Consider the following 12798-nt stretch of genomic DNA (forward strand, 5'->3'; position numbering starts at 1 on the left):
GTGACCACGGAGAGAACCTCAGAGCCAGGCACCCAGGATCAACGGCAGAGAGATCAGCGATTGACCAAGGCGATTAGAGAACAACCCGGGGCACTGCCGTGTCAGCGGCCCACACTGCGGGTTTGGGGGATATTCTCGTGATACCCGGCCCACCGCGGTGTGGGGCGGTGCGACAGCACAGACCGCAAATCCCCCGCCTGTTCGGGGAAGCACCGCCCGGGTCGTGCCGCCTTTATACGGTGGGATGGCTGGCGTGGCGGCTGTTTCCGCATGTGGGGGAAACACCACGGGTCACATCTTCCGCGCAGAACAATCAGCCGATGTTTCCGCGCGCGTGGGGAAACACCTCGTTCATCTCTTTGCGGGAGGCGTCCAGATCCGCTGTATCCGCACATGGGCGAAAGCCCCGCTTGGGCCGTAACGCCTGCCGCCCGGAGGCGGCCGGACCCAAGCTTGACACACTTGCAATAGCGCCCGGCGCCACAGGACTGGGCTTTTGGCGCCCCACCGTCAGCCACCGTCCGCGGCAGCGGCGCGCGGCGATGGCCCCCGGCGGGGGCCTGAGCCGCGCGCCTCCCCCGGTTCAGATCGCGCCGTGCTGGCGGAACAGCGGCAGCAGATCGGCCTCGGGGCGGGCGCCGATATGGCTGATGACCTCGGACGCCGCGATGCAGCCCATCCGCCCGGCCGCCTCATAGCCATGGCCGTTGGTGATGCCCCACAGGAACGCCCCCGCGAACAGATCGCCCGCGCCGGTTGCGTCGACGATCTGCGTGGGGATCGCCGGGACATGCCAGTGCTGCCCATCGGCCAGCACATGAGCACCCTTTTCGCTTTCGGTGCAGGCGACGATGGCGACCTCGGCCGCGGCCGCTTTCAGGGCTGCGGCAAAATCGTCGGTCTGATACATCGACAGCAGCTCGGCCCGGTTCGCAAACAGCAGATCCACATCGTCGCGGATCATCTTGCGGAAAGCATCACGGTGACGTTCGACGCAGAACGGGTCCGACAGGGTCAGCGACACCCGCCCGCCGGCGCCCTTGCAGGCCGCGATCGCCTTGGCAAAGGCGCGGTGGCTGTCGGGGCCGTCAAAGCGATAGCCTTCCAGATAGATCCACTCGGCCGAGGCCATCTGCGCCGCGTCGATATCATCAGGCGTCAGGAATTCCGACCAGCCGAGATAGGTGTTCATCGACCGCTCGCCATCCGGCGTCACCAGCACGATGCAGCGTCCGGTTTCCTGCGCTGACGCCTTGGGCGCAAAGGGCGTTTCATAGACCGCGCCCTGCGCCCGCAGATCATGGGCAAAGATCGCGCCCAGCTGATCGTCGCAGACCTTGCCGACGTAGGCCGTCCGCCCACCCAGATGCGCGATCGCCGCGATGGTGTTCGCGGCCGACCCGCCCGAGATTTCCTGCGCCGGCCCGATCCGGCCGTAAAGCTCGACCGCGCGGCCCATGTCGATCAGTTGCATGATCCCCTTGCCGATGCCGTTTTCGTCCAGAAACGACTCGTCGCAATGGGCCAGCACATCCAGCAGCGCATTGCCGATGCCGACGACCTGATAGTTCTTCATGCTGTCTTTTCCTCAAAGGGGCAGAGATCGCGGATCGGGCAGATGCCGCATTTCGGTTTGCGCGCGACGCAGATGTAGCGGCCGTGCAGGATCAGCCAGTGATGCGCATGAAGCGCGAAGGGCGCGGGGATGTGATCTTCCAACGCGCGTTCGACGGCCTCGACATCGCGCCCCGGCCCGATTCCGGTGCGGTTGGCCACGCGGAAGACATGGGTATCCACCGCCATCGCCGGCTGGCGGAACCACATGTTCAGAACCACATTCGCGGTCTTGCGCCCCACCCCCGGCAAGGATTGCAGCGCCGCACGCGACGAGGGCACCTCGCCACCGAAGCGGTCCACCAGCAGGCGGCTAAGCGCGATGACATTCTTCGCCTTGTTGCGAAAGAGGCCAATGGTGCGGATATGCTCGGCCAGCCCTTCCTCGCCCAGATCCAGCATCTGCTGCGGCGTTGTCACGCGCTGGAACAGCGCCCGCGTGGCACGGTTCACGCCGACATCGGTCGCCTGCGCCGACAGCGCCACCGCGACCAGAAGGGTATAGGCGTTGACATGTTCCAACTCGCCCTTCGGCTCGGCCTCCAGCGCGTGGAACCGGGTGAAGATCTGGTGGATCGTTGGATAATCGAGTTGCCGCGCCATCGCCGGAAGCTATGCCCGACCGACCGCCGCAGGGCAAGCGAAGCCGCAGGAATCGGGTCGCGGCGCCCGGTCGCGGCAGCTAGGGTCAGGGCGAAAGGACCACGCCATGCCGACGACCGCCACCGAACATGCCTATCACTACCGCATCATCGCCCGGGCGCTGGCCGAGATCGACGCCGGCGGGCCGGGGATGTCACTGGCCGAGCTGGCCGCGCGGATGGACATGAGCCCCGCGCATTTTCAACGGATCTTCTCGCAGTGGGTGGGCGTCTCGCCGAAACGCTATCAGCAGTATCTGACGCTGGACCACGCGCGGCACCTGCTGGCCGAACGGCTGACCCTGCTGGAGACCGCCGAGGCCGCCGGGCTGTCGGGAACCGGGCGGCTGCATGACCTGTTCCTGCGCTGGGAAGCCATGACCCCGGGCGAACATGCCCGCGGCGGCGAGGGGCTGACGATCCGCTGGGCGGTCTTCCCCTCGCCCTTCGGAGAGGCGCTGGTGATGGCCACCGACCGCGGCATCTGCGGTCTGGCCTTCTGCGACGACATCGGCCACGAGGCCGCCATGGACGATCTGCGCGCCCGCTGGCCCCGCGCCCACTACATCAAAGACGATGCGGCCCTTTCCCCCCTTGCCGCCGCCGCCTTCACGGGCGGCGAGGCACGGCTGCATCTGATCGGCGCCCCGTTCCAGATCAAGGTCTGGGAAGCCCTGCTGCGCATCCCGTCGGGCCATGTCACCACCTATTCCAGCATCGCCGCAGCCATCGGCCATCCGGCAGCGGTCCGGGCGGTGGGAACGGCGGTGGGGCGCAACCCGATCGGCTTTCTGATCCCCTGCCACCGGGCACTGCGCAAGTCGGGCGCCTTGGGCGGCTATCACTGGGGCCTGCCAGTCAAGCGCGCCATGCTGGCATGGGAGGCCGCCCGCGCCGACACAACCGCGTGAGACTAGGCAGCTTTCTGCCAGAGGTGGCGCGGCCCCCCTCTGCCTGCGCCCGCCGTTATGCGATATGCAAGGGCGCGCGCAGTTTCGGCGCCAATGACATGTGTGAGGCGGCAATGACGATCGTGAAATCCCCCCTTCTGCTGATGACCCTTGGCGCGATGGCGCTGGCCGGATGCGACCCCTACGCGACCGGCGGCAACCCCTATGCCGGCGGGCCGGGCAGCTATACCCAGGAAAATCCGCGCGCCAGCGCGGGCATCGCGACCGGCGCGCTGATCGGCGGGCTGATCGGCGCCTCGGCCAGCGAAGACAAGCTTGAAAAAGGCGTCGCCGGCGCCGTGGTGGGCGGCATCCTTGGCGGCGCGATCGGTGCCACGCTGGACCGGCAGGCGGCCGACCTGCGCCAGTCGATCGGCAACGATCAGGTCAGCGTGACCAACACCGGATCGGAACTGGTGGTGACCATGCCGCAAGACATCCTGTTCGCCACCGACAGCGCCAATCTGCGCCCCGATCTGCAACGCGACCTGTCGGCGGTGGCGCAGAACCTGATCCGCTATCCGAACTCGAACATCTCGGTGATCGGCCATACCGACAGCAACGGCACCGCGGCTTACAACCAGCAACTGTCCGAGCGTCGCGCCCAGTCGGTTACCAGCGTGCTGATCGGCAATGGGGTGCCGGCATGGCGCGTCTCGGCCATCGGCCGCGGCGAGGATCAGCCCGTCGCCTCGAACCTGACCCCGGAAGGCCGGGCGCAAAACCGTCGCGTCGATATCATCATCCGGCCGACCCGATAAGGCAGTGGCGGGCGGGCCGCAGGGCCCGCCCTTTCCCGTTGAGCTTCCCCCGCCGCGGTCATAGATTTTGACCAGTCAGGGGGAACATCATGCCATTCCAGAAGATCCAGTCCGAGAAACTGTCGCAAAGCGTCGTGCGCCAGATCGAGCTTCTGATTCTGCGCGGCATTCTGCGCCCCGGTGAACGGCTGCCGTCCGAGCGCGACCTGTCCGACCGTCTGGGCGTGTCGCGCCCCAGCCTGCGCGACGCCATCGCCGATTTGCAGGACCGCGGCCTTCTGGTCAGCCGGGCCGGATCGGGCATCTTCGTGGCCGAGGTGCTGGGCTCGGCGTTTTCCTCGGCGCTGGTCGATCTGTTCGCGGCGCATGAAGAAGCGGTGTTCGACTACATCGACTTTCGCCGCGATCTGGAAGGGCTGTCGGCGGAACGCGCCGCCACGCGGGCGTCTGACACCGACCTTCAGGTGATCGACACGATCTTCCGCAAGATGGAAGCCGCCCATCTGAAGCGCGATCCCTCGGACGAGGCGGCGCTGGATGCGCAGTTCCACATGGCGATCATCGAGGCCAGCCACAATGTCGTCATGCTGCACATGATGCGGTCGATGTTCGAACTGCTGCGCAACGGCGTGTTCTACAATCGTCAGATGATGTTCCGCCAGCGCACCACGCGCGAATCGCTGCTGGACCAGCATCGCCAGATCAATGCGGCGCTTCAGGCCCGCGACCCCAAGGCCGCACGGGCCGCGATCGAGGCGCATCTGGGCTATGTCGAAAAGGCGGTAAGCGACGGGCTAAGGTCGGAAAAGAACGAAGCCGTGGCACGTCAGCGGCTGGAGCATGAACGCAACCGCTGAGAAACGCAAAAAGCCCGGCCGTCATGGCCGGGCTTTTCAGATCTGACCGGGATCGGATCAGTGGAAGCGGGCTTCCACCTGCTTGATCGACTCGTCGATGGACGCCGAGGCCGAGGCCGGCGTCATCTGGCGCTGAAGCAGGTCCGCCGCCGCCGCCACCGCGACCGAGATCGCCTGTTCACGGATCGCACGCACCGCGCCGGCTTCGGCCGAAGCGATCTGTTCGTCCGCCGCGGCAAGACGCCGGGCGATCGAGGCTTTCAGATCGATCTTGGCCTGTTCAGCCGCCGCCTGAGCTTCTTCCCGCGCCGAAGCGATGATGCGGGCCGCCTGCTCTTGCACTTCCTTTTGCTTGCGGTCGTAAGAGGCAAGGATCGTCCTTGCTTCCTCGCGCAGCGCGCGGGCCTCTTCCAGGTCGGTGCGGATCTGCGCGGCGCGCTTGTCCAGCAGACCCATGATCAGCCCGGGCAGCTTGAAGTAGACCAGGATGCCAAGGAAGATCAGGAACGAGATCGTGACGATGAAGTCGGTGTTGCCCAGCGAGAAGAACGGGCCCGACGCCGCCATGGCCGGCGTGGCGGAAAGGGTGGCGAGAATCGAAAGCTTCTTCATCGCGCTTACCCTTTCATCCGGGCGGCAACGGCCGCCTCGACGCCGGCGCCATCGGCACGCCCACCCAGCGCCGAAACCAGCGCATCGGTCGTGTCGCGGGCCATTTCCGCCACGCTTTGCAGCGCGCCGGCACGGATCTCGGCGATCCGAGCCTCGGATTCGGCAGCCTTGGCCGAGATTTCGGCATCGGCCTTCGCCGTCGCCTCGGCAAGCTGGGCGTTGATCGCGGCCCGGGTCTCGGCGATGATCGCCTGAGCTTCGGACCGGGCCTTGGCCAGCGCCTCGTTATAGGCCTTTTCGGCCGCCACGGCCTTCAGCTTCAGCTCTTCCGCCGCCGCCAGGTCGTTGGTGATGGTGCCGCTGCGCTCGGCCAGAACCGCCCCGATCCGGGGCAGCGCCACGCGCGACAGCACGAAATAGATCACGCCCAGGGTGACGAGAAGCCAGAAGATCTGGTTGCCCCAGGTCGAGAAGTCAAGCTGCGGCATGCCGGTGGCCGGAGCCGCCGCATGGCCGGCCGCACCGGCCGCCGCATCGTGCGCTGCTTCAGTCGCCATGTCGTATCCTCGTGTCCCTCAAGAACCAGGCCGGACGGGGTGATCCCCTCCGGCCGCAAGTGTCGGTCCTGAAAGGATCAGAGGGCGAACATCAGCAGAAGCGCGACCAGGAACGAGAAGATCCCGAAGGCTTCGGCGAAGGCGATGCCGATGAAGAGGAACGCGGTCTGGCCGGGGGCGGCCGACGGGTTGCGCAGCGCGCCCGAGAGGAAGTTGCCGGCCACGTTGCCCACGCCGATCGCGGCGCCACCCATGCCGGCGCAAGCCAGGCCAGCACCGATGTAGGCACCCATTTGAACGATATCGCCTTCCATGTCCGTCACTCCTTGATTTGGAATTGGCTGTATTGGTGTTGGTTCGGGGACCGGTCAGTGGTGCGGATGCAGCGCATCACGCAGATAGACGCAGGTCAGGATGGTGAAGACATAGGCCTGAATGAAGGCGACAAGCACCTCCATGGCATACATCGCGGTGATGGCGACCACCGACAGCGGCGAGATCAGCGCCACGGCGGCAAAGCCCGCGAACACCTTGATCACCGCGTGGCCCGCCATGACGTTGCCGACAAGACGAATGGAATGGCTGACCGGGCGCACCAGATACGAGATGACCTCGATCACGGCCAGCACAGGGCGCAGCGCCAGCGGCGCGGACGACACCCAGAACAGTTCCAGGAAATGCTTGCCGTGCTTCATGAAGCCGATGGCCGTCACGGTGATGAACACCGCCATCGCCAGAACCACCGTCACCGCCATATGCGAGGTTGTGGTGAACGACTTGGGGATCAGGCCCAGAAAGTTCGAGAACAGGATGAACATGAACAGCGTCATGATGTAGGGAAAGTATTTCACCCCATCATGGCCGGTCACGTCCTCGACCATCTTGTAGACAAAGCCATAGGCAAGCTCGGCCACCGACTGCGTGCGCGAGGGCACGATCGCCCGGCGCCGCGTGCCCAGAACCATCAGCGCGACCACGCAGCAGATGGCCAGCGCCATCCAGACGGTCACGTTGGTGATGGTGTACCAGTGGACTTCCGTGCCGCCGAAGAACGGACGGACGATGAACTGGTCCATCGGGTGGATCTGAATGCCGCTCTCTGCTTCCGCCGCCATGTCAACTTCCTCTGGTCTCGTCGTCGGGTTTCCCCGCACTCATCTGTGCCGCAGCGGCCTCGCCCATCTTCCGCGCGGTCCCGATCATGGTCCGCACCCCGGCGGCGAAGCCAAACAGGGCGAAGATCACCAGCATGATGGGGCGGGTTCCGAACAACTCGTCCAACCCGTAACCGATGGCGAGGCCGATCAGGACCCCTGTCACCAGTTCGATCACCATCCGCCAGGCCGCCTCACCCTGAGACAATGCCTTGCCCGTCGTCGACCGCCCCTCTGGGGTCTGGCCCTTCGCCTTTGCGATCCGCGCCTCAAGTGCGCGCAGTCTCTCGGGGTCCGGCTCGTCCGTCATCGGGGAATGTCCCTTCGGCAGTCGCAGGATACCTACGCAGCACACCGCACTGAGTCAAGGCGGGTTTTCAATCCGACACCAACCCACAACCATCTGTTTTTGATGTGATTTTCAAGGGAACCGCACACAGCGGCCCGCCATATCCGCCCCGCAGATGGCGCGGGGCTCATTCAACCTTGCGGTTGACGATGCCGCAGGGGGCTTTAGCATCGCCCCATGACAGACCGGCTTGACACGATCTTTTCTGCGCTGGCCGACCCGACGCGACGGGCCATCCTGTCGATGCTGCTGGAAGACGACATGGCCGTGACCGACGTGGCCGAGCCGTTCCAGATGTCGCTGGCCGCCATCTCCAAGCACCTTCAGGTGCTGGCAGAGGCCGGGCTGATCTCGCAAGAGCGGCGCGGCCGGGTAAAGTGGTGCAAGCTGGAACCCGACGCGCTGCGCGCGGCCTCGGTCTGGATGCAGGGCTTTGGCCAGTTCGAGCCGGTGAACCTTGACGCCTTCGAACGCTTCCTTGCCGCCGAACTGCCCGAGTGTCAGGAAAACCGGCCGGAATAGGTCGCGCGCAACAGGGCCTTCTGCACCTTGCCCATGGTGTTGCGCGGAAGCTCGTCCAGCACCACGGCCCCTTTGGGCTGCTTGAAGCGCGCCAGCCGCGGCGCGATGGCAGCCAGCACCGCCTGCGGATCAAGGCTGACCCCCGGACGCGGAACCAGAACGGCAAAGACCGCCTCGCCGAAATCAGGATGCGGCAGGCCGATCACCGCGCTTTCCAGCACGCCCGGCACCTCGTCCAGCACCATCTCGACCTCTTTCGGATAGACGTTGAAGCCGCCCGAAATGATCAGATCCTTGGCCCGCCCGACGATGTGAACATAGCCCTCGGCATCGCGCATCCCCAGATCGCCGGTGATGAACCAGCCGTCGGGGCGCAGTTCCTCGGCAGTCTTTTCCGGCATCTGCCAGTAGCCCTGAAACACGTTCGGGCCGCGCACCTCGATCCCGCCGACCTCGCCGGGGCCGACCTCCTGTCCGTCGGACAGGATCCGCAACTCGACCCCCGGCAGGGGAAAGCCCACGGTGCCGGCCCGACGCTCGCCATCATAAGGGTTCGAGGTGTTCATGTTGGTTTCGGTCATGCCGTAGCGTTCAAGGATACGGTGGCCGGTGCGGCGCTCCCATTCGATATGGGTTTCGGCCAGCAGGGGGGCCGAGCCCGAGATGAACACCCGCATCCCCGCCACCAGATCGCGCGTCAGCCGCGGATCGCCCAGAAGCCGGGTGTAGAACGTCGGCACCCCCATCATCGCGGTGGCCCGAGGCAGAACCCGCAGGATCGCATCCTGATCGTAGCCGGGCAGGACAATCATCTGCGCCCCCGACAACAGCGCCACGTTCGAGGCGACAAACAGCCCATGCGAATGGAAGATAGGCAGGGCATGGATCAGCACGTCGCGGTCGGTAAAGCGCCACAGATCGGCCAGAACCTGCGCATTCGACAGCAGGTTGCGGTGTGACAGCATCGCCCCCTTCGACCGCCCCGTGGTGCCCGAGGTGTAAAGCAGCGCCGCCAGATCTTCGGGGCCACGCGGAACCGGCGCGATGGTGTCGGGCTGGCCCGCGGCCAGATCGCGCAATTCGCCCGAGCCGTCCGCGTTCAAGGTCACAATCCGCGCGCCGTGGCGCAGGGCGGCAGGGCGCACCGCATCCACCTTGGCGCCGTCGCACAGAAAGATGCGCGGCGTGGCGTTGCCAAGGAAATAGTCAATCTCATCAGACGTGTAAGCGGTGTTCAGCGGCAGGAACACCGCCCCCAGCGCCAGCGCCGCGCCATAGGCGGCCAGCGCCTCGGGGCTTTTGCCGACCTGAACCGCAATCCGGTCGCCCGGCACCAGACCGGCCGCCCGCAACGCATGGGCCTGCCGCGCCACCATCCGCAGGAAGGCATCGCCGCCGATCCGGGTGCCGTCGGACAGGATCAGGCAGTCGCCCTCCTGCCCCGCCAACGGCGCGAAAAGTGCGTCGAACAGAACGTTGGCCATGGCCCCCCCTTAAAAGTTCGGCTTCACCCCGGGCAGGTTCAACTCGATCAGAAGATCCCGAACTTCCTGTCGGGCCGCGACATTCGACAGGCTGAGCTGCTCCACCCCGGTATCGCGCAGATCCAGCAGCGTCAGCCCGCGCGGGAACAACTCGCGGAAGATCACCCGCTCGGAAAAGCCGGGCGCGACGCGGAAGCCGATCCGACGAGACAGTTCCTCCAGCGCGGCGCCGACCTTCTTCTTGTTGTGCATCTGTTGCGTGCCAAGGCGGTTGCGCAGCACCAGCCAGTCGATCGGCTTCAGCCCGGCCTGCGCCCGGAACTGACGCGCGCTCCAGACCATTTCGGCATAGATCGAGGGGCCCTTGACCTTCCCCGTTTCGGGATCGATCCGCGCCAGCAGGTCGAAATCGACAAAACTGTCGTTCAGCGGCGTCACCAGCGTATCGGCCAGCGAATGCGCCACCTGACTGAGACGGGTGTGCGATCCGGGGCAGTCGATCAGGATGAAATCCGACACCGGCCCAAGATCTGCCATCGCGGCGGCAAGGCGGGCATCCAGCGGATTTTCGCCCTCGGGCACGGTGGCGGGATCGATCTCGGGCAGCAGGCGATAGTCGGGCATCGGCAGATCGACGCCGGCGCTGGCGGCAAAGGCGGTGCGGTTCTCGATATACCGGCCAAAGCTGCGCTGTCGCAGATCCAGATCCAGCGCGCCGACGCGGAAGCCCAGCCGCACCAGCGCGGTCGCGACATGCATGCAGGTGGTGGACTTGCCCGAGCCGCCCTTCTCGTTGCCGACCACGATGATATGGGCCATCGCCGCCACTCCTCATGCTCCCGGACTCGCGGTTAGCGGTTGCAGGGGCGTGGCGCAAGGCTGTGTATGACATCGGGCAGGCCTCGTGATGCCGCAGGATATGACTCGGGAAATTCGACAGCCCTTGGAAGGGATCCGGTCCTTTCAGCACCTCCCTTGACGTATGCCATCCATGCGCTTCCGGATGCCCCGGTGACAGGGCACGATGAGCCATACGCCTCACCACGCACACGATGATTTTTGAAAATATGTGACGTCCAGTTGACTTGGCTGCACCTGACGGAGGGAAGATGCCAATCCTGCCACCCGCAATACTGCTTGATGCCATGAAACGTGATGCTGTGGTGGACGCTTTGTCCACCATTGCCGACATAGGAATAGATGCTGCCGTTCAAGGCGGCGCATTCGACGGCTTACCAGTGGTGGGCACATTGATTGGGCTGCACCGAGCAAAGCAGTCTGTAGAAATTGATCTCTATATCAGGAAAGTCGGCAGGTTTCTTCAGGGGCTCAAGACGCTTTCTCAACAGAAAAGGGAAGCCTTTACCGATCGCCTCTATGCGAAAGGTGAAGCAGAAAAATTCGCCGAGGCGGTGCTGCTGTTGCTGGAACGTGCCGATGAAGTGGGCAAGCCGGCGCTTCTTGCAAGGATCGTGGCCGAACATGTGAGAGGGAATATGAGTCAGCGGGATTGTTTCAAACTATGTTCGTCCGTCAACAGGGTTTTCAGTGCAGACCTTGAACGACTGCGAGATTTCAAGGACGGCGTACAGGAAGATGTAGAAGCCTCTGAATCGCTGTTTTCAGCGGGGCTGCTTAGCAATCAAGGATTTGATGGTGGTGGCGCCGATCAGACAGTTCGGCCTGGCGGAACCGTTTATGCTCTCAACCGATTTGGCGCGCTGCTTGCTCGTTGATCTAGACAAGAGCAACGAAAAGGGCGCGCCCGATGGCGCGCCCTTTCTGTCCGAATGCCAAGCTATCAGAAGCCGAGGCCGGCGTATTTGTTCTTGAACTTCGACACGCGGCCGCCGGTGTCCATCAGCTTGGCGGTGCCGCCAGTCCAGGCGGGATGGGCGAGCGGATCGATTTCCAGCGCCATCTGCTCGCCTTCCTTGCCCCAGGTGGAGCGGATCTGGAACACCGAGCCGTCGGTCATCTTGACGTCGATCATGTGGTAGTCGGGGTGAATGCCCTTTTTCATCGGCGCCGTTCCTTACTCGGATTTCGCTTTGTAGGTCGTGTCTTCCGCGATCCGGGCCGATTTGCCGCGGCGCGCACGGAGGTAGTAAAGCTTCGCGCGGCGGACGCGGCCACGGCGAACAACCTCGATCGAGTCGATGTTGGTCGAATACAGCGGGAACACGCGCTCGACGCCTTCGCCGAACGAGATCTTGCGCACGGTGAACGAGGCCGAGATCGTGGCGCCGCCCTTGCGGCCGATCACGACGCCTTCATAGTTCTGCACGCGCGAACGGGTGCCTTCGGTCACCTTGTAGCCGACGCGAACGGTGTCGCCGGCCTTGAAATCCGGGATGGTCTTGCCGAGGGCGGCAATCTGTTCCGCCTCGAGTTGCGCGATCAGGTTCATCGCAAGTCCTTTCCTTTGCTCGCGGTTTGCCCGCGAAGTGATGCCGCCCTAGAGCTCTTGGTCTTCTTCCGGGTCCAGACCGTGCGCCGCACGATATGCCCGCCAGAGATCAGGCCTGCGTTCCTTCGTCAGCCTTTCGGCCTCGGACTTCCGCCAGCGGGAAATGTTCGCGTGATGGCCCGACAGAAGAACATCGGGAATCGCGCGGCCCTGCCAGACGGTCGGCCGTGTATACTGCGGAAATTCAAGAAGCCCCTCCGAAAAGGATTCCTCTTCGGTGGACGCATGATTCCCGAGCACGCGGGGTATAAGCCGCACCGTCGCATCGATCAAGGCCTGCGCCGCGATCTCTCCGCCGGTCAGAACGAAATCGCCCAAACTGACCTCATCGACGGCATATTCGTCCAGCACCCGCTGGTCCACGCCCTCGAACCGGCCGCAAAGCAGGGTCAGCCCCTCGGCGCCAGCCCAGTCGCGCGCCATGGCCTGACTGAAGGGCCTGCCCCGTGGCGACAGGTAAACCACCGGCCAGCGCGCCCGTTCGATCGGAGTATCGACCGCCGCCGCATCCAGCGCCTTGGCCACAATGTCGGCACGCAGCACCATGCCCGCACCGCCGCCCGCCGGATTGTCGTCCACGTTGCGGTGTTTGCCCTCACCGAAGGGGCGCAGATCGATCGTCTCAAGCGCCCAAAGCCCCATGTCCAGCGCACGGCCGGTCAGCGACAGGCCCAGCGTGCCGGGGAATGCCTCGGGGAACAGAGTGATGACCTTGGCACGCCACGCGCCACGCAGCACGGGCGGGCCCATCAACTCTCGTGGCTGAAGAGAGGGCCGGATCGAAAGCCGACCGTGGGATTTGGGGGCGTCGGAACTGTCGCTCATGC

At 64.9% G+C, this 12798-nt stretch carries 17 protein-coding genes; 5 read left to right on the forward strand and 12 right to left on the reverse strand.

From position 1 onward, the window contains the following. Window positions 1–583: 583 nt before the first annotated feature. Window positions 584–1576: an adenosine kinase gene (locus CRO07_RS06205; RefSeq protein ID WP_097029829.1), complete on the reverse strand. Its 993-nt coding sequence runs from the start codon at window positions 1574–1576 to the stop codon at window positions 584–586. Continuing rightward, the gene (gene nth / locus CRO07_RS06210; RefSeq protein ID WP_097029830.1) at window positions 1573–2217 is read right to left on the reverse strand and encodes an endonuclease III; all 645 of its coding nucleotides are present in this window, start codon (window positions 2215–2217) and stop codon (window positions 1573–1575) included. Before nth ends, CRO07_RS06205 begins: the two co-directional genes overlap by 4 nt. Window positions 2218–2323: 106 nt before the next feature. On the opposite strand from nth, the gene CRO07_RS06215 reads away from it, so the two are divergent. The 3 genes from CRO07_RS06215 to CRO07_RS06225 all read left to right on the forward strand — a co-directional run bounded on the left by CRO07_RS06215 (window position 2324) and on the right by CRO07_RS06225 (window position 4823). After that, window positions 2324–3166, forward strand: coding sequence for a methylated-DNA--[protein]-cysteine S-methyltransferase (locus tag CRO07_RS06215; protein WP_097029831.1), 843 nt, complete (start codon window positions 2324–2326; stop codon window positions 3164–3166). A gap of 113 nt (window positions 3167–3279) precedes the next feature. Next, entirely contained in the window at window positions 3280–3966 is a 687-nt protein-coding gene (locus tag CRO07_RS06220; protein ID WP_097029832.1) for an OmpA family protein, read from the forward strand. Between the two features lie 89 nt (window positions 3967–4055). Next, on the forward strand, window positions 4056–4823 hold the full coding sequence (locus tag CRO07_RS06225) for a FadR/GntR family transcriptional regulator (protein WP_097029833.1): 768 nt from the start codon (window positions 4056–4058) through the stop codon (window positions 4821–4823). Between the two features lie 57 nt (window positions 4824–4880). On the opposite strand, the gene CRO07_RS06230 is transcribed toward CRO07_RS06225, so the two are convergent. The 5 genes from CRO07_RS06230 to CRO07_RS06250 form a co-directional block, all read right to left on the reverse strand. After that, window positions 4881–5435, reverse strand: coding sequence for a F0F1 ATP synthase subunit B (locus CRO07_RS06230; protein ID WP_097029834.1), 555 nt, complete (start codon window positions 5433–5435; stop codon window positions 4881–4883). Between the two features lie 5 nt (window positions 5436–5440). Next, window positions 5441–5992 carry a F0F1 ATP synthase subunit B' gene (locus CRO07_RS06235; RefSeq protein WP_097029835.1) on the reverse strand — a complete coding sequence of 184 codons (552 nt, stop codon included), beginning with the start codon at window positions 5990–5992 and terminating at the stop codon, window positions 5441–5443. Between the two features lie 77 nt (window positions 5993–6069). Next, a complete protein-coding gene (locus tag CRO07_RS06240) occupies window positions 6070–6306 on the reverse strand; it encodes a F0F1 ATP synthase subunit C (RefSeq protein WP_096784502.1) in 237 nt (78 codons plus the stop codon). A 54-nt stretch (window positions 6307–6360) separates the two neighbouring features. After that, window positions 6361–7107: a F0F1 ATP synthase subunit A gene (locus CRO07_RS06245; RefSeq protein ID WP_097029836.1), complete on the reverse strand. Its 747-nt coding sequence runs from the start codon at window positions 7105–7107 to the stop codon at window positions 6361–6363. 1 nt (window position 7108) lies between these two features. Next, window positions 7109–7456, reverse strand: a complete 348-nt coding sequence (locus CRO07_RS06250) for an AtpZ/AtpI family protein (protein WP_097029837.1) — start codon at window positions 7454–7456, stop codon at window positions 7109–7111. Window positions 7457–7672: 216 nt separating this feature from the next. Here CRO07_RS06250 and CRO07_RS06255 point away from each other — a divergent pair, with 216 nt between their 5' ends. Next, on the forward strand, window positions 7673–8017 hold the full coding sequence (locus CRO07_RS06255; RefSeq protein WP_097029838.1) for an ArsR/SmtB family transcription factor: 345 nt from the start codon (window positions 7673–7675) through the stop codon (window positions 8015–8017). Here CRO07_RS06255 and CRO07_RS06260 read toward each other — a convergent pair. Both CRO07_RS06260 and CRO07_RS06265 read right to left on the reverse strand, forming a co-directional pair. Beyond that, a complete protein-coding gene (locus CRO07_RS06260; RefSeq protein ID WP_097029839.1) occupies window positions 7996–9501 on the reverse strand; it encodes a malonate--CoA ligase in 1506 nt (501 codons plus the stop codon). The two genes, CRO07_RS06255 and CRO07_RS06260, sit on opposite strands and share 22 nt — an antisense overlap. A gap of 9 nt (window positions 9502–9510) precedes the next feature. After that, window positions 9511–10320: a division plane positioning ATPase MipZ gene (locus CRO07_RS06265; protein ID WP_097029840.1), complete on the reverse strand. Its 810-nt coding sequence runs from the start codon at window positions 10318–10320 to the stop codon at window positions 9511–9513. Window positions 10321–10610: 290 nt separating this feature from the next. On the opposite strand from CRO07_RS06265, the gene CRO07_RS18380 reads away from it, so the two are divergent. Further along, window positions 10611–11237 (forward strand): hypothetical protein, encoded by a 627-nt coding sequence (locus tag CRO07_RS18380; RefSeq protein ID WP_141400042.1) that lies wholly within the window; start codon window positions 10611–10613, stop codon window positions 11235–11237. Between the two features lie 65 nt (window positions 11238–11302). Here the strand turns inward: CRO07_RS18380 and rpmE are convergent, their stop codons facing one another. Genes rpmE through trmD form a run of 3 tightly spaced genes read right to left on the reverse strand, consistent with a single transcriptional unit; the run spans window position 11303 to window position 12796 of the window. Next, window positions 11303–11524 carry a 50S ribosomal protein L31 gene (gene rpmE / locus CRO07_RS06275; RefSeq protein WP_097029842.1) on the reverse strand — a complete coding sequence of 74 codons (222 nt, stop codon included), beginning with the start codon at window positions 11522–11524 and terminating at the stop codon, window positions 11303–11305. 12 nt (window positions 11525–11536) lie between these two features. Beyond that, complete coding sequence (rplS, locus tag CRO07_RS06280) at window positions 11537–11911, reverse strand: 50S ribosomal protein L19 (protein WP_097029843.1); 375 nt, start codon at window positions 11909–11911, stop codon at window positions 11537–11539. Window positions 11912–11959: 48 nt separating this feature from the next. Next, window positions 11960–12796, reverse strand: a complete 837-nt coding sequence (gene trmD / locus CRO07_RS06285) for a tRNA (guanosine(37)-N1)-methyltransferase TrmD (RefSeq protein WP_097029844.1) — start codon at window positions 12794–12796, stop codon at window positions 11960–11962. Between the last annotated feature and the right edge of the window lie 2 nt (window positions 12797–12798).

The sequence above is a fragment of the Cereibacter ovatus genome, from assembly GCF_900207575.1.
GTDB classification, from domain to species: Bacteria; Pseudomonadota; Alphaproteobacteria; order Rhodobacterales; family Rhodobacteraceae; genus Cereibacter_A; species Cereibacter_A ovatus.